5 protein-coding genes are annotated in these 17835 nt (G+C 57.5%); 4 read left to right on the top strand and 1 reads right to left on the bottom strand.

Going from position 1 to position 17835, the window contains the following annotated elements; genetic code table 11:
• Positions 1-1604: hypothetical protein (locus tag AC4IHP_RS17280; RefSeq protein WP_490832272.1), on the bottom strand; the 1604-nt coding region annotated here is incomplete at its 3' end.
• A 389-nt stretch (positions 1605-1993) separates the two neighbouring features.
• Between AC4IHP_RS17280 and AC4IHP_RS17285 the strand changes: the two genes are divergently transcribed.
• Genes AC4IHP_RS17285 through AC4IHP_RS17300 form a run of 4 tightly spaced genes read left to right on the top strand, consistent with a single transcriptional unit; the run spans position 1994 to position 17726 of the window.
• Entirely contained in the window at positions 1994-5587 is a 3594-nt protein-coding gene (locus AC4IHP_RS17285; protein ID WP_490832273.1) for a Tc toxin subunit A, read from the top strand.
• Between the two features lie 9 nt (positions 5588-5596).
• Positions 5597-10426, top strand: a complete 4830-nt coding sequence (locus AC4IHP_RS17290; protein ID WP_490832274.1) for a Tc toxin subunit A-related protein — start codon at positions 5597-5599, stop codon at positions 10424-10426.
• The gene (locus AC4IHP_RS17295; RefSeq protein ID WP_490832275.1) at positions 10423-15045 is read left to right on the top strand and encodes a SpvB/TcaC N-terminal domain-containing protein; all 4623 of its coding nucleotides are present in this window, start codon (positions 10423-10425) and stop codon (positions 15043-15045) included. The genes AC4IHP_RS17290 and AC4IHP_RS17295 overlap by 4 nt, the downstream gene beginning before the upstream one ends.
• Positions 15042-17726, top strand: coding sequence for an RHS repeat domain-containing protein (locus tag AC4IHP_RS17300; RefSeq protein WP_490832324.1), 2685 nt, complete (start codon positions 15042-15044; stop codon positions 17724-17726). Before AC4IHP_RS17295 ends, AC4IHP_RS17300 begins: the two co-directional genes overlap by 4 nt.
• Positions 17727-17835: the final 109 nt, after the last annotated feature.

A 17835-nucleotide genomic window follows, 5' to 3' on the forward strand; every position in this document is an offset into this window, starting at 1 on the left:
TTCGCCATGGCCGGGTTCGGCGGTGCAGTAATGACCGGTTTGGCTGGTTTCACTGCAATGGCAACCACAGCGCTCGGATCGGAGCCTACCCCGTCCACGGTCTGCACAACGTTGATTCGGGTGATGCCCACAGACCAGTTCGCTGTTGGCGTGAAACTGCGAGTGCTGCCATTACCGGTGAAACGGCCATCCACCAATGCGCCTCCGTCGGTGGACATCTGCAGCGTGACGGTACCTGTGGTCGCCACTCCGGTTATGGTCAGCACCTGATTCGCCATGGCCGGGTTCGGCGGTGCAGTAATGACCGGTTTGGCTGGTTTCACTGCAATGGCAACCACAGCGCTCGGCTCAGAGATTGCATCGCCCACAATCTGGACACTTGTTACATGGGTGGTACCATTCGCCCAGTTCTTTGCTGGTTTAAAAATACGAGTGCTGCCATCACCAGTGAAAGTGCCATCCACGGGTGTTTCAAAATCATTAAGTATCCGCAGGGTGACCGGACGCCCTGTCGTCACGCCTGTAATAGTCAGTGCCTGATTCGCCATGGCCGGGTTCGGTGGCGGAGTGATCGAAAGCCGGGGCGGGCTTATAACTAATGGTACGATCGCACTCCAATCTGAATATTCGCCAGTATTTGGGCCCGACTGCCGCGCTGAAAAACGGTGTTTACCTATTGGCAATGCGGTGATCCTGGAAACAGACCAATAACCATGCGCCCCAACAGTCGTTATCAACGGGTCGTTAGGCACCTCCTCCACACACCAAACTTCAAGCCTAGCGCCCACTAACCCACCGCGACCCTCTATGAAAAGTTCATCACCATCATAAGTAATGGGCCGAATTTGCGGCGCGAACAGCACCGCGAAGATGACGGTAGGCGCATAAGGGGACGTCAAAAGCGAGAGTTGTTGTGTAGCCGTCATAAAAAATGGGTCCGCCATCAGCAAAGAATGCTCTAAACGCACACTCCACGTCTTATTTTCCTTCACCGATGTCGTCGCCAACACTACCGAGCCGACATTATGCTCATATAATTTAACCTCGGCTCCAGCCAAGCCTGTTCCGCTGATTACAGGCCTGGATTCCCATACAACTGTTGGATTCTGGATCGTGGGCGGTGGAATAAAAAGATATTCAACTGGCTTCGCCAGCTCATCCTCAAACGGCACATCACATATGCACTTGAAGCTAACAGAGACATGCGCTCCATCACTGGCGACAGCCCCCCCTCCGCTTATGTTATGCCATCTACCATCTTGAATCGCAGTTCCAGCTAACTCTATTATCTGCGACGCATTATCTGAGGTTAGCAAAAGCACTATATCACCTGAACTTCGTCCATTATTGCCTATGGCATAACGCCTCGCGTGACAAGTGAAAAGAGTGCCAGAAATGTCCCACGAATATTCCACGTGCAAAAGTGCCTGACATCCGCGAGATGTCCTGGCCTCCAGAGTCATACTTCCTGACGATTCGATAAAGTCTTCTCCTTCGACAACATCGACATAGTTTGGCGACGCTTCGATACCGTCAAAGCCAATTAATGAATTCTCCGACAGCCGAACAAACCCATACTTATCGCCATCTTCTTCATCAATCATCGCATTTCCCTTTTTCGAAGAAAAATTGAAGGACTCGGCATCGATATCAAATGAACTTACGTTAAAACTTCACCGCGAATACCTAGCCTTACCGTATTGAAACAATACATTTTCGCCAACTGTCAGAACTGACAGTTAATTATACAAAAACGAAGTAACCAGCCTGAGCAACCAATAATTCAGCTATAAAACATCTAGAGCTAACCACCGCATTATTTTTAATACGTAAGAATTAAACGCTATTAAAACTCAGCGGAAATCAAAAATTGTTCTCAACAAACCTCGCTTACCTGTCAGAGTTGACAGGTTACGCCCCTCCCGTTTTCCATTAGCTTGATCCTGCCAGGCATTACTTCAATGCCGCCCCATCTGGTAGGAGTTCAACTGTCATGGCCGACGACACCCCCTCGCTGTTAAACGCCCTCATCAAGTTCGACGCTCCATTGAAAAAAGGCCGCAGCGACTTCCCCACAGCCATGCAACAAATGGGCTTCACGTCGGTTTTCGATATCGTGCGTTTATCCAAACCGGCGTTCGCTCGCCAGCTCGCCCGGTACAGCGACGCCGATGCCGACCTGGCCTACGACAATGCGTCGAAGTATGCGGCGCTGATCTCACGCTTGTTCCGCGAACACCAGACCTCTTCCGGCGCGTCTGCACAACTTGCTCATCGCAGTGGTATTCGTGCACTGGTACCGCAAGGCGCGACCTATCAACGACTGTTCAATGAGAACTGGGACGAGTTCGCCAAGGTCGGGGTCATTGCTGCCAACGACAGTGCCGTGGCCTATCTGGATGCACTGCGAAGATTTTCCCGGCAGTTGGAGGAGACCAGTAAAGATCCCGCGCGACTGCTGATGGATGAGCGCCGTCGTGATTTGAAAGACCTGTTGATCACCCGGGAAAGTACTTTTACCCCAAGGCCAATGCTGGAAATTGTCACGCAGGTGCTGGAGAGTCACTTGCGCACTCATCTGGATAGCAGTCCCGCCGACAAGAGCAAATCCACCCACCAGGTACTGGCCGAACGGCGCTATCCGTTCGAACTGCCCTACAACTTCTATCATCACCAGTGCCAACTAGGGCTGGCCGATAAAAAGCCGCGTCTGGGCGAACTGAACTATCGGGCCAGTCTGTTGCTCCCGATAAAAGAGAAGGCAAGCAACGACTACGGCCAGTTACAGCAACCGCCGCTACAGGCCCAGCAGCTGATGTGCGGGTTGAGTCCGCAACAACAGCAATTGCTGATCGAACCTCCGGTATTCAGCCATTTTTATCTGACCCGCAGTGATCTGCTCGAAGGCTGGCAAAGCCCACTGACCGCGTATCTGCGCCCGTATACCACGCCGAGCAAGTGTTACTTGCTGCCGTCGGGGCAGCCTGATGGGGTGGCCGCGAATCCGTTGGCGGATGGGCCAACAGTTGCAGAGGGGGGCAAAACCGTTGTCTCGCTGACGTTTCGTAAAGAAGACAAGACCGAACCGGCCAGTATCGGTCTGAACTCCAGCACCTTGCCCGGGGCTGGATGGCTGGTCAATCGCCTGCACGCTGCAGGCCACTCCATCAGAGTGAACTTCAAGGCTGATGACCTTCCAACGCCGACCGAGCAGGGCTACACCGCCAGATTCGATCTGATTACCGCCACCGGAACCACCGAAAAACCAGTCCATCTGGCCAGACAACGCTTCGCCTTTACCCTGGATGACCATTACACCCTCACAACCACCGAGCAGGATTTCTTCAGAAAAGCCTATGGCATCGAAGTCACCGGCGGTTCGCCTGTGTGGCAACTGATTCTGCTGACCGACTTCATGCAACACACCGGCCTGAACGCCGGACAGGTCGAGCAGCTTGTGGCCCGCCGCAGCTACGCAGGGCGCATGTCGCCCAACTGTCCATACCTGCATCCAACGCCCAACACAGTTGCACGTCGCAGTGTTACCAGGGAGGTTGTCGAGTTTCCTCATCCAAACCTTTACGGCGCCTGTTACGTCAATGGTACCGGCCCCGGCGCCGATCCGGACGGGAGCGAGCCGGATCCGCCATCTGAAACAGTCCTGCGTGACGAATCAGACACCGCCATAGGCCTGGACCAGATCGAATCGGGCGACAGCAAGCAATGGCGCCTGAGCAAAACCTCACTTGATCGTCTTGATCGCCTGCAACGGATGATTCGCCTGCAACGCTGGACCGGCATTCCTTTCGCCAGACTCGACACTTTGATCATCAGTGCCATCCGCGCTGAGGGTGAGGCAAACCTTGGCATGGAACTCAACGAAAACACCCTGCGTGCCTTGGGCGTCTATCGTTACCTGAGCCAGCGCTACAGCATCGAACCTGAAGAGTTCGCGGCGCTGATGCACGACCTCAGTCCCTATGCCAGCGGCAAGGACGCGGTGCCGATGTTCGATCAGGTGTTCAACCGCGTGCAGTTGTTCGACACACCGCTGATTCTCGATCAGACGCCCATCGATTTGGCCGCCCCCGATGCCGCGACGCAGAAAACCCTGCTGCAAGTCTGCGCCGGGCTCGGTGTGCAACCGACCGAAGACGCGCTGTTGTTGATTGCCCGTCAGACCGAAAAGCACCTGGGCACGCTCAAGCGCGACTTGCCCACCGTCTCCTCGCTCTACCGCCAGGCCCGGATTGCCCGGCTGTTCGGCCACTCGGTGGAAGATTTGCTGGGGCTGGCGGGACTTCTCGGCGGCTCGTCGTACAAAACCGTACTGGCCAGCGGTGGCTTGAATACACCGACTGCCGAAGCAAAACCGGACATCCTCGATGTGCTGATGCAACTGGATTGGGCGTTTGACTGGCTCAAGGATAGCCAACAGACCGTGCCCCAGTTACAGCAACGCCTGGGTAACGATGCGTTGGTAACTGCCGAAGCGTTGCAGAGCGAACATCAAATCAGACTGACTGGGCAAACGCCGCTGCCCGATGAGCTGCTCGCGCGCCTGAAGAAGTTACAGGACGACACGCGGCAAAGCCTTGTGACCGAGGCGCAAGTCACCGCGCTGGGTCTGCCGCTGCAGACCGATGGCAAACGCAAGCAAGCAAGAATCGACTGGTTCCGGCTGCTGGTCGAACACGAGCTGATCAGTGCTGATGGCCTGCTGTCCGGCCTTGATCATCCGCTGACGCTGGTGGATGAAAGCGCTGTCTGGTTGCGGACCGATGTGGATCAGGCACTCAAACTTCTCGAACTGTCTCCACAGGTGAAAGCCGCTTGCGCAGACAAAATCATCAAGTTCCTGCTCGAGGTACACGACCGCCAGGCGCAGTTGCTCGAAGGGCTGTTTCATGAAGCCGCCAAGCTGGCGCCGGATTGCTGTCGGGCGGTAATCCACTGGGCGTGGTCCTCGACCTACAACATCTTGCTGCAAGCGCTCGATGGCCCAGCGCCCTCCCCGGCGCTGATCGAGGTCTATCAACGGGTAGCTCGCCACGCCGAGATCGCCAGACAATTACGTTTGAGCAATAGCGCGCTGCGCCTGTTTTTAGTCAATCCCGCGTGGCTGGGAGGTTCGGAATACGAAGGCAGTAACAGCCAGCCCTCGCTTTCCGATCTCTACCTGCTCGAACGTTTCAGTCACTGGTTTCACAGTCAGAGCCAGTCTGAAGACAGTGTCTTGAGCTATTTCAGCTGCGCCAATCCGCCCAAGCCGCAATTGAAAAACAAGGCCCTGCGCCAGCTCGCCAGCGAAACGGCCAACGCTGCCCTCGCGCGTTTGCTGGAGTGGCCGGAGGCGGAAATTGCCGAGCTGACCAGCACCCTCCCCGCTGAACGCGCGACTTCCATGGCCCACGTCGACTGGGTACGTCGTTGCCAGGCCGCTTGCACGGCGAGCGGCCTGTCAGCCAAGACGCTGTTGCAAGCCACAGCATTGGATGAGGCAAGCGATCTGCTGGCCTGGAAGGTCGTCGGTGAGGCGGTCATGGCGACCCACTCTGCTCCTGACGTTTCACGTGACAACGCATAAGGAACGATCATGACTACTGCCTTCGACGCCCCGCTCAACGAGGCATTGCGTGACGCGATGCTGGCCCTGTACCTGCACGAAGCCGTACCCAACGATCCTTACCTGATCGAGCACGAGCTGGCCCACAGCATCAAGACCGCCAACGATCTTTATGAATTCTGGTTGCTGGATGTACTGGTCAGCCAGGATGTGCCGACCAGTCCGGTGGCCTGTGCCATTGCCAGCTATCAGCAGCTGATCAACAGCATGATGCTCAACCTGGAACCCGGTTACAGCGATAGCAGCTTTACCCCACTGCAAGTCAAGACCTGGCGCGACGGCCTTGATCGCTACCCGATCTGGGCTGCCCTCCAGCAGTTGCGGACCTTCCCGGATATCTATCTGGACCCGACCCTGCGCCTGAGCAGGACCGCCAGTTTCGAGCAACTGGAAAATGACCTCAACCAGGCGCAGATTCAGCCCGAAACCGTACAGACAGCCGTGCTGGCTTACCTTGCCAGGTTCGAAGAAATCGCCAACCTGAAAATCTGCAATGGCTACATCGATGGCGAAGACTTTGCCAACAGCATCTATTACTTCATCGGCAAATCCCCCGCCGAAAACGCTTGGTACTGGCGCTCACTCGACATGTCCCAGCGCGCGGTAAAAGTGCCAGCGAGTGCGTCAGGCGAAACCCCGGCCAAATATGACAAGCCGCAACCCAATGCCTGGTCGGATTGGCAAAGAGCCAACGTACCCATTTCGGAAAAAGCGCTTGAACACACCGTTCGCCCGTGCTGGTTCAACAACCGTCTGTTCGTGATCTGGGCCGAGGTGGAACTTCAGGATGCAGATGCCATTGCCGAAGGAGCACGAGCGCAAACCGTCAGGCTGTATCCACGGTTCCGGTTGTATGCCAGCTACAAGAAATACGACGACACCTGGAGCACGCCTCGTGTCTATATCGAGCGTTATTGCCAGACAGACGATCTGGTCGCAAAACCACTGGAAGAGATAGAACGGGAGACGCAGACGATTGCGGTATACGACCATTCGACATCACCGGAATCGATGTTTTTGGCGCTTTACAGCGGCTATGAAGCCGCTGAGGGTGATAACACGGGTGACAAGGACACTTATGACTTTTTAAGAACCTTGCGGATCGACAAGAATTTCCATGTGTCATCGCTCTATCCGGCGGGAGGCTGGGTTCCTGCGCCATCATCTTTGGGCACAGCGCCAATCGACACGAAGGACGACAAAAGCAGGGGACATGTTTTGCTGATTGGCCACATTTTCGCCAGTCAGGAACAGAATGCCCGGCGACTTCAATACTGGCTTCCAAATGGGATTTTACAGTTTGGCGGCGTCGAACACCCGGACACCTATCCAGCGTCAGAAAACTGGAACTTCAGCGGCTGGCAGCCTCGCATCCAGCAAAGCAACAAAGACCAGGAACTGGTGTATGACAAGGGCAGTTCCACTATCAACCTGACATTGAAGCTGAACGAAGAATTCAACGAGACGCGCACCCTGGAGATCTCTATCAAAGACAGGACCAATCCTGATCTTGAGCTTTTCAAGTTGAAACTGGTGATCAACGAATCCAGCTTCCACGACCGACGCTACACATTGCTCCAAGGATCGACCATTACGCCAGGCACAGACTGGCTGGACCGGCAAGATGCGACACACATGTTCACCGACAGCAGGGGCAGAAAGAACCTGATCATCGACGGCTCAGGCGGCGACACTTTTGCCTTGCCTGCCACAAAAAGGGGCGACGCCGCGTCACTCACGGGAAAACGCCTCTACAAGCAGATGCTGGAAGAGCTGATGGTCGGGGGGTCGCCAATCCATATCACGGAATGCAGAACCTACTCGGGTGGATGGCATTCATTGCTCCTCCATAACACCTTGGGCGTGGAACAGATCGGGCCTTATTTTTACAAGCAGTTCATCGCTCACCCGCTGCAGGTGAGCGAAGTCACGCCCGAACATTTTGAGCAAATGCGCACGCTGAAAGAATCTGGCCTTGTCAGTCGATTGGCGAAGGATGCCGAGCTGTCTTATACGTTCTCGATCGATCAGACGACTTACCAGCCAGATGGCTGGCCTGTTACATGGCCAGACAAGAAAGAGGACATCGCAATTCCGCTTATTTACGGGGTCCTGATTTATAAATGGCATTGGACTGGAGTGGCGCTTGCCGGCGGAGCCCTGAGGGCGTTGTCCATCAGTTGGAGCGAAGAAACAGGAACAACGGTGCAAATTGCTCCGAGCATCGACAGCGTGCTGGACCCGACTCAGGGTGACAGCCCGTCCCTGGGCAAGGCTCAGTTCATCGACTTTACCAATTCAAGCATTCAGCACAGCGATGCTGAAGCAGAAGTCGCGCGCGCGCCCATCCGCATGAACACCGTTTTCGCCAGGCAACTGATCAATCGTGCCGAAAGCGGCATGGATACACTGCTGAGCTGGGACAGTCAGCATATGAAAGAACCTCCTATTCCCGACGACCTCGGCGCACAGCCGATGGATTTCTCCGGCGCTTACTACCTGTATTTCCTCGAGCTGTTCCTGTATTTGCCATGGCTGGTGGCCTACCGCTTGAACGAAGAACAGCAGTACGACGAGGCGAAACGGTGGCTGGCGTATCTGTATGACCCGACACGACAGAGCGCCGCCCCCGGCCATCCCGGTTATTGGCAGGCCGTGCCGTTGGTAGAACCCGTGTCACCCGAGCCCGGTCTTGCCACGTTGCACCCGGAAGACCCGCATCAGATTGCCCTGAGCTTTCCGGTGCACTTTCGCAAGGCACTGTGGAAACTGTTTATCGAAATCGAGAGCCGCCAGGCCGATCTGGCTTACGCGGAGCTGACCCCGGACGGACTGGCCGACGCCAAGTTGCGCTACGTTCACATCATGGATCTGCTGGGGCCGCGCCCGGATGTGCGCCAGGTCGACGATTGGTTGCCGATCACGCTCGACGAGTTGAGTTCGTCGAAGAATGCGCAATTGCGTGAATTCGAACTGCGCCTGATCGCCGCACAACAGGAGCTGCAACAACAGCCACCATTGCGAATTGGCAGGGCACCGGCTTCGCAGGCAGCCCCCCTGCTGTGCCTGCGACCTGATGGCGATGATTCGTTCCTGACAAGCGTCGACAATGCGTATTTCCGTCGCCCCTTCAACCCCGAACTGATCATGCACTGGGAACGTGCCGAGAGCCGCTTGTACAACTTGCGGCATAACCTCGACATGGCCGGCACTGCGCTGAACCTGCCGTTGTTCGCTACGCCGCTGGACCCGCGCGCGCTGCTGGCCGCGTGGGGCCAGGGACTGTCCGGTGCGGCGCTGAACCGCTTGTTGAACCCGCAGATTCCCCACTGCCGCTACAGTTTCATGAGCGCTCTGGCGCAGAGCGCGGCGGAAGCTGCGACCCAGTTGGGCGCGACAATCCTTTCGCTGATCGAACGCAAGGAGCAGGCGCAATACTTGGAGTTGCAACAGCAACAGGCGTGGAATTTGGCGAAGGCGGCTGTGGAGATACAGGTTCAGGCCGCGAAGATTGATGAAAAAAACAAGGAGGCGTTGCTGGCGAGTCAGGACGTCATTGCCGGGCGTGTCGTTTATTACGAGGAATTGCTGAAAGAAGGTGTCAGCTCCTTGGAAATCGGCGCGGGAGCCGCTTACCTGATAGGGAATCTTGCACAGACTGGAGCCACCGTCGCCCAGGGAATCGGCCACGCTCTAACAACAGCACCTAACATATTTGGTATGTCGTTCGGTGGTGCACGCCTGGAGGGTGCTGCTTTTGGTGCTGCATCCCATATGCAAATGGGTTCAACACTCGCCTTCGGTGCAGGCCAGACCATGGACCGCATCGAACAATACCGGCGTCGCTCTCAGGAATGGACGCAGGCCCGCGACCAGGCAAAACTCGAAGCCGAACAAATCAAAGCCCAGCTCGCCGTCTACGACGAACAACACAAAGCCACCCAGCTGCAACTGCGTCAGGCGCAAACCGCGCTCAACCAGGCCAAGGCCACCCACGATTTTCTGCTGAGCAGCAATCGCTTCAGCCGCTCGCAGACCTACGACTGGCTCAACAGCAAATTCGCCGGTTTCTACCACACTGCCTTCACCACCGCACAATCGCTGTGCCAGGCCGCCGAGGCCTGCTGGCAATACGAAATGGGCGACTTCACGCAAACCTTCATCCGTCCCGGCGCGTGGAATGCCACCTACCGCGGCCTCGGTGCCGGGGAAGAATTGAAGATGAGCCTGCAACAGATGCACAGCCAGTACGTGCAACAAAACCGCCGCGATCTGGAAATCAGGAAAACCCTGTCGCTCAAGGACTTGCAGGCCAGGGACCCGAGTTCAACCATCAATAAATCGTGGGCAGAGATCAAAACATCGCTGCTGGACAACGGCACGTGTGAGTTCGAACTGACACAGAAAATGTTCGACGATGATTACGCCGGGCAGAATCATTACCTGCGTCGAATCAAGACGATCAGCGTGACGCTGCCGACCATCCTCGGGCCCTATCAAGATATCCGCGCAGTGCTGAAACAGACCTATAGCAAGGTCGAAATGGCTGCCACAGTCGACAGCAGTGTCAAAGAAAACCTTCGATCCAGTCAGCAGATTGCCCTGTCGACATCGCTGGAAGACAACGGCATGTTCCAGCTCAACTTCCAGGATGAACGCTACCTGCCGTTCGAGTACACAGGGGCTATTTCACGCTGGATCCTGACCTTCCCCGAGGGCCAGGACGACATCCTTCAGCGCCTCCACAACGTCATCGTGCATGTGTATTACACCGCTCGATGCGAAGGCGGCTCGCTATGAACGGACAACAGGCGCCACAACAGCAGTCGACAATACAAATCAACACCCCGAGCCTGCCCAAGGGCGGCGGCGCCATTCAGAGCATCGGTAAAGGATCGGCCGGCGTAGGCACCCGGGGCACCGCCTCGCTGGAACTACCATTGCCGATTTCCCCGGGGCGCGGTTTTGCCCCGGCGCTGGGTCTCGGTTACAGCAGTGGCACGGGCAACAGCCCCTGCGGGATCGGCTGGCAATTGACGGTGAATGCCATCACTTTGCGCACCGTCAAAGGGGTGCCGATGTATGACGGTACCGACCAGGTGGTCGGGCCAGACGGCGATGTATGGATGCCCGAGCGAAAGGAAAGCGACGGCGCGCTGATTGCGCGCAGCGCATCGAGCTACAACGGCCTGACCCTGCCGCAAACCTATGACGTGGTACGCCACTGGCCACGGGTCGAGGGGGCATTTTCCTTGATCGAGCATTGGTCGAATACGGCAGACAAGGCCGGTTTCTGGCTGATTCACGGTGCAGACGGCAGCCTGCACATCTATGGCACCACCGCCAATTCACGCCGGGCCGACCCGAACGCCCCGCAGCGTGTCGGCGTCTGGCTGATCGAGGAAAGCCTCAATACACGCGGAGAGCACATCGTCTACGAATATAAAGCGGAAACCGAGCTACCGGTGCCTCCGCAATATCGGGACTATCGCGCTCAGCGCTATCTCGGCTGCGTGCGCTATGGCAACGAAAAGGCTTACCCGCACCTCTACGCCTGGGACACCGGCAGCTGGCAGAAGCAACATTGGCACTTTCATCTGCTGTTCGACTATGGCGAGCGCAGCACCGATCTGGAACAGGTGCCGACTTACGCCGAACAACATCCGTGGCCTGAACGCAGCGACCCCTTCTGGATCTACGCCTACGGTTTCGAATCAGGCACCCGGCGTCTGTGCCGACAAGTGCTGATGTTTCATCATTTCCCCAAGGAACTGGGGCCTGATCCCGTACTGGTTCAGCGCGTGCTGCTGCAATACCGCACCTGTCCGTTGGGCTACAACCACCTGATTGCGGCTCATCAGCAAGCTTTCGACGGACTCGACCAGATTGAAAACCGACCGCCGACGGAGTTCAGCTACAACGCATTCGACCTCGCCTCGAAGCCGCAAGGCTGGACGGAGTTCCCCGACACGCCCGGCCTCAACGACGGCCAGCAATACCAAATGGTCGATCTGTACGGTGAAGGGCTGGCAGGCATCCTGTGTCGCTATGACCAAGCCTGGTATTACCGCGAGCCGTTGCGCGGCGAAGCCGGCAGCGACGACGTCAGCTACAGCGACTGGCAACGCCTTGATCATGTGCCGCCTGCCGACCGTGGCAAACCCGTGCGCCGGTCCCTCACTGACCTGACCGGCGACGGCAAGCTCGACTGGGTCGTCGCCACGCCGGGCATGTGCGGATTTTTCACTCTCGACCCGGATCGCAACTGGTCTGGTTTCGTGAGCTTCGACGCGTTTCCCAGTGAATTCTTCCATCCGATGGCGCAAATGAGCGATCTGGTAGGCGACGGTCTCAGCGACCTGACGCTGATCGGCCCGCGCAGTGTTCGTTTGTACGCCAACCGGCGCACGACGGGTTTTGCCGAAGCCATCGATGTACTCCGCGATGAGAAAAACGCCGCTGGCGATGTCGATGAGCTGCCCGTGCTCAGCAACTCTGCGACCGAAGTCGTCGCGTTCGCCGATGTGCTCGGCAGCGGCCAGCAACATCTGGTGCGCATTCGTCATGACGAGGTCAAATGCTGGCCGAATCTTGGCCGTGGCCGCTTTGGCAAGGGCTTCGTACTGTGCGCCCTGCCCTTCGCCTATAGCGAATTCAACGCGTCCCAGCTCTTGCTCGCTGACCTCGACGGTTCCGGTGCTGCCGACCTGATCTATCTGGAAAGCGAGCGCCTGCGTGTGTTCATGAACCATGCGGGCAGCGGCTTCCAGCAGACCTCCGTCGATCTCGCCTGGCCTGAGGGCCTTTCCTACGATCCGCTGTGGCAGGTCAGCAGCGCCGATCTGCAAGGCCTGGGTTGCTCCAGCCTGATCGTGACGCTACCCCACATGTCGCCACGGCACTGGCGCTACGACTTTGTCAAAGCCAAGCCGTATCTGCTCAACCGCAGTTGCAACAACATGGGCGCCAGTACGGGCGTGAACTACCGCAGCTCCGCCCAGGAATGGCTGGACGAAAAACGTGAGTTGCAGGCTACCGGTGTCACCAGACCGGCGTCCGCCCTGCCCATGGCTATGCACCTGGTAAGCGAGCAGACCCAGTGCGACGAGATCACTGGCACCGCCTTGAAGCAGACCTTCAAATACCGGGGCGGTTACTACGACCGTTGCGAGCGCGAGTTCCGTGGTTTTCGCCTGCTCCTGCAAAGTGACACCGAAGCGTCGGCGGCCGCGCGTGCGACGGCAGGGTTCACCGCACCGATCCTCAGCAAGACCTGGTTCCACACCGGCGAAATCATCGACGCGTCAAGGGCCGGGTACTACACCCGTGACGCTGACGCGGTCGATCTCGGATCAACGCTGCTGCAGAACTACCACTTCAATGATCGCCTCGCGCAGCCCTTGACCGAAGTCGATGACGACAGCGCCCGGGAGATCGCCCGCACGCTGAGCGGCCGGGTCATGCGCTCGGAAATCTTCGCGGCCGATGACGATCCAGCGAGCGCCGTGCCCTACGTGGTTCAGGAGCATCGCTACGGCGCGCGGGTGCTGCGCCCGAAGGGCAAACACCAGCCTTACGCGGTGATACTGCCCCTGGACGTAGAATCCATCAGTTACCAATACGAGCCCACCATCGCCGATGATCCGTTGTGCCAGCACCAGTTGAATCTGAAATGGGACCCATACGGGACCGTGGAGCATGCCTTCAGCGTGAACTACGCACGCCGCAAAACCAGCAGCGATACACCGCCGTTTGCCGACGAGCATCAGCAGAAGTGGTGGAAAGATGCTCATGACGATGCGCAGCAAAAATGGTATTTGACGCAAGTCCGCTCCGAGCCGATTCATCTGCCGAATGAAGAGGCATGGCGCCTTGGATTGGCCTGTCGCCAGCGCAGCAATGCACTGGTGCTGGATAAAACCGCATTGAGCCGCGAAACCGTCACCCATGAGCACTTTCTGTTGCTAAGCGAGGACAGTGGCGAATGGGCGCAGCAAGCGCGGTTGTCGGCATTGTCGTTGCAGCGCTACATCGACCCTCGCAGCGGCACAACCCTGGAACCGGGCGAGGCGACTTTCGAGGGATTGCCTGCCTGTCTGGAGACGGCCGAACTGGACGCCGTCGCCCTTGGCGCATACGACAAACTCGCGGTGGATGGCAGCATGCCCTTCAACCTGAAAGAAAAACTCGAATCGCCGGAGGTGGGTTACCACATCATGTCGCTGTTTTTGCCGGCGGTGAAAGAAGACCCGCCAGCCGACCCCGACGACGCAAAAAACTACCTGTGGTCGGTGCACCGAGGCTTCCCCATCTACCACTCGCTCGACGGTTTTTTTAACGTACAGAAATACCGCGAAACTCGCAGTCACGGCGAGACGCTGATCACCTATGACGCGTATTGGTGTCTGACAACCGCCGTGACCTTGCCCGACGGTTGCACGACCCGCAGCCTCGATGTGGACTATCGCACCTTCCTTCCTGCGACCATCGAAGACGCCAACCGCAACCGGCAAGAAGCGCGTTATAACGCCTTCGGTGAACCGTTGGTAAGCAGTTTCCATGGCACCGAATTGGGCGAACCGGTGGGGTTTGATGCACTGGAGACTTACATCCCGCCCGAGGACCGCGACCCGGCAATCGCCATCGACTATCCGAGGCAGGCCATCGGCAATTTCGCCAGTGTCAGCTTTTGGGACACTTTCAGCTGGATGGGTCGCGTCTCCCGCACCTCCCCGCCCTCCCCGGACTGGTGGGCCTGGGCGCTGAACCAGGGTTTCATTCTGCCCGACGGGCACCTCTGCGACCGCGCCCGTCAACATCTTGAAGACCTGGAAAAGCCCGACGCCAACGAAATACTGCTCCAGCAACAAATCGACGCGGCCCAGCAAGAGCCGGTGTACGCCGTCACACTGCTGGCTGACCGCTATCCTGGCGATCCGCAGATGCAAGTGCGGACCCGCATCGTCTGCCTGGACGGCTTTGGCCGCCCCCTGCAGACCAAACATGAGGTCCCGCCGGGCCTGGCGTGGCAAGTCAATGACAACGGCGAACTGGTCCTCGACGACGATGGCAAGCCGATAGACGTCGAGGCCAAGCGACGCTGGCGGGTCAGCGAACCGGTGGAATACAACAACAAAGGCCAAACGGTACGGATTTACCGGCCCTACTTCGCCGATCAACCGCGTTACATCAACGACCGCTCGATGCGTCAGCATGCCTTCCACGACCAACAGTTCTACGATGCGGCGGGCCGTCCGACCGAAACCGTGCTGGCCAAGCAAATGCTGCAAGGCAACCCGCCGACGCTCAAACCTTTGCGCCGGGAAGTCTGGTACTGGATCTGGTGTAACGTCGCCTTCGACGAAAACGACCTGTTCGAGCCCCCACCGGAACAGCGGCGCCGTAACTGGTGGACATGAACATCCATGCGCGCACCCCCGACCTGGTAGCCATCGACAGCCGTGGCCTGCCGGTGCGGCGGATTGCCTATTGGCGCGATAACGGCAGCGAACCCGAGGCGCGCATAACTGCCCGTCAGCATGATGCTGCCGGGCGACTGGTGGCGCAGCACGATCCCCGGTTGTTCACCGATGCATCAGCCCCTGCCAACCTCACTACGGTCTATTCACTGACCGCTCAGGTGCTGAGCACCGTCAGCGTTGACGCCGGATGGCGCGCGAGCCTGTGGGGCGAGGCGCGTCAAGCGCTGCACGGTTGGGATGGCCGTCGCAGCCAGCGCAGAATCGAGTACGACGAACAGTTGCGGCCACTGGCTGTGTTCGAACACGCCGCCGATGGCGAACCTTTGTGCGCCGAGCGTTATGGTTATGCCGGCAGCGATTCGGCGTTCGCCACGCGTAACCAGTGCGGGCAACTCATTCGCCACGATGATCCGGCCGGCACGCAGTTGTTCGAACAAGTGGGACTAAGCGGTGGCGTCATGCAGCAGACGCGGCATTTTCTGCGCACGCTGGAGGAGCCGGACTGGCCTGCCGAAGTGGGCGAGCGGGATGAGTGGCTTGAAGACGGTGCCGGTGCCACGAGTCGCACGGTTTTCAATTCCCTGGCCGAGGCCGTCGAACAGATCGACGCCAAGGCACATCGGCAGCTTTTCAGCCAGACCCTCGACGGCCAGTTGCGCGAGGTACGTCTGCAATTGACGAAAGACACTGCGGCGAAGACCTTGGTCCGCGCCATCCAGTACAACGCCCGGAACCAGACCCTCGAGGAAAGGGCTGGCAACGGTGTAATCACCGAACTGGACTACGCCGCTGACGATGGCAGGCTGATCCGCGTGCAAAGCCGGCGCGGGAGCGACATCCTCCAAGATCTGCGTTATGCCTATGATCCCGTAGGCAATGTACTGAGCATCGAAGACGCCGCCCTGCCAATTCGCTACTTCGCCAACCAGCGCATCGAACCGGTGAATCGCTACCGTTACGACAGCCTCTATCAGTTGATCGAGGCTACGGGTTGGGAGTCGGGCCAAACCTCAAGGTTTTCGCTGATTGACGATCCTGCAGCGATTGCCAATTACACCCAGACCTATTGCTATGATCGCGGCGGCAATTTGCTCCAACTGACTCACGACGGCCCGCAAAGTCAGGGCCATCGTCTGATTGCCGCCGCGCACAGCAACCGCTGTTTGCCGGTGCGCAATGGCCAGGAGCCGGGTGAGGCGGATTTGCGCAACGGCTTCGACGCCAACGGCAATCTGCTTGATCTGCAACCAGGACAGACTCTCAACTGGGACTTGCGCAATCAATTGCGTGAAGTCCAGCTGGTTTTGCGGGATGACCGTTCGGCTGATAACGAGCGATACCGATACGCTGCAGACGGCATGCGCGTGCACAAACTGCGGCTGATGCAGACCAACGCTCGAACGTTGATGGCTCAGACGCGTTATCTGCCGAATCTGCAAATCCGTACCCACAGTGGTACGGGGGAAATACTCCAGGTGATCAATGTTCAGGCCGGGCGCAGCAGCGTGCAGGTGTTGCACTGGGAATCCGAACCGCCCAAAGACATCGACAACGATCAAACGCGTTACAACCTCAACGACCATTTGGGTAGCTGCACGCTGGAGCTCGATAGCGCCGGCCAGGTAATCAGTCATGAGCGTTACCATCCTTTCGGCACCACCGCGTGGTTTGCCGGGCGCGGCGAAATCGAGGCAAGTTATAAAACGCTGCGCTATTCAGGCAAAGAGCGGGATGCGACCGGGCTTTATTATTACGGGTTCAGGTATTACGTGGCGGGTTGGCAGCGATGGTTGAATCCGGATCCGTCCGGGGTGATTGATGGTCTGAATCTGTTCAGCATGGTGAAAAGCAATCCGTTGACCTACTTCGATATTGATGGGCGAATTCGTGAGGGCATCAATAAGGAACTTCCAACTGAAGAGCCTCCGGGATCGTCGCCTTCGCCGTTATCATCAACGCCATTTTCAGCACACTCGGTATTTGATGACGGTACGAGATTCAGATTTCCTGAGACACCGCCCTTGTCTCCAGAAGTCCCGGGCGCAAGCCACCCCATCGAAGTGTTGATGGAAAAACTGCAATTGACAGATTCTTCGCTGGAGAACAAGCCAACCTCGATTGCAGATGATATTGGTGGTCGCCCTCCCATAGCGGGCGGGGGCGAAGGAGAAATATACGAAAGCGCCGACGGAAAACATGTCTATAAAAAGTTCAGAGGAGCCGACAAGCAAGACAGTATTCCGGTGTATGTAAAATCCGAAGCCGAGAGCTTCAATGCTTACTATGGAGCAGGCTCGGCGACGGCACTTATTGAAGACAATCAGATTTACCTCAAGATGATAAAACTCGATGGCATCCCCCTCGGCGACATCAAGAAAGGTTCCATTCCGGCAAGCGGCGCCAATGCACTTTTGAACATGTTTGAGGAAATGGAAGCAAAGGATTTGTTCCACCAAGATGTACAGGACCATAACTTCCTCTGGTCCGAGAAAGACAACAAGGTTTACCCCGTCGATATGGAAGCGCACCCCTTTGAGTTTGCCCAGTACACGATGGACGTATACGACCGAAAGAAAATAAAGGTGCTGACGCAATTTGCTAACAACGTACAACGCTGATTTCCATCCCCCTCAACTCTTTGATGGAATGCGCGCGCCTCAAAACATATGGGAGCCAGGCGGCTATTGCTTCAGATCGATGGGAAGAAAGGTAAACGGCACCTTCCGG

Source organism: Pseudomonas sp. UF-293, assembly GCF_058245595.1.

Excerpts from the sequence above, each read along its gene's own strand:
- AC4IHP_RS17295 (WP_490832275.1), top strand. The coding sequence starts at position 10,423 with ATGAACGGACAACAGGCGCCACAACAGCAGTCGACAATACAAATCAAC.
- AC4IHP_RS17300 (WP_490832324.1), top strand. The coding sequence starts at position 15,042 with ATGAACATCCATGCGCGCACCCCCGACCTGGTAGCCATCGACAGCCGT.
- AC4IHP_RS17290 (WP_490832274.1), top strand. The coding sequence starts at position 5,597 with ATGACTACTGCCTTCGACGCCCCGCTCAACGAGGCATTGCGTGACGCG.
- AC4IHP_RS17285 (WP_490832273.1), top strand. The coding sequence starts at position 1,994 with ATGGCCGACGACACCCCCTCGCTGTTAAACGCCCTCATCAAGTTCGAC.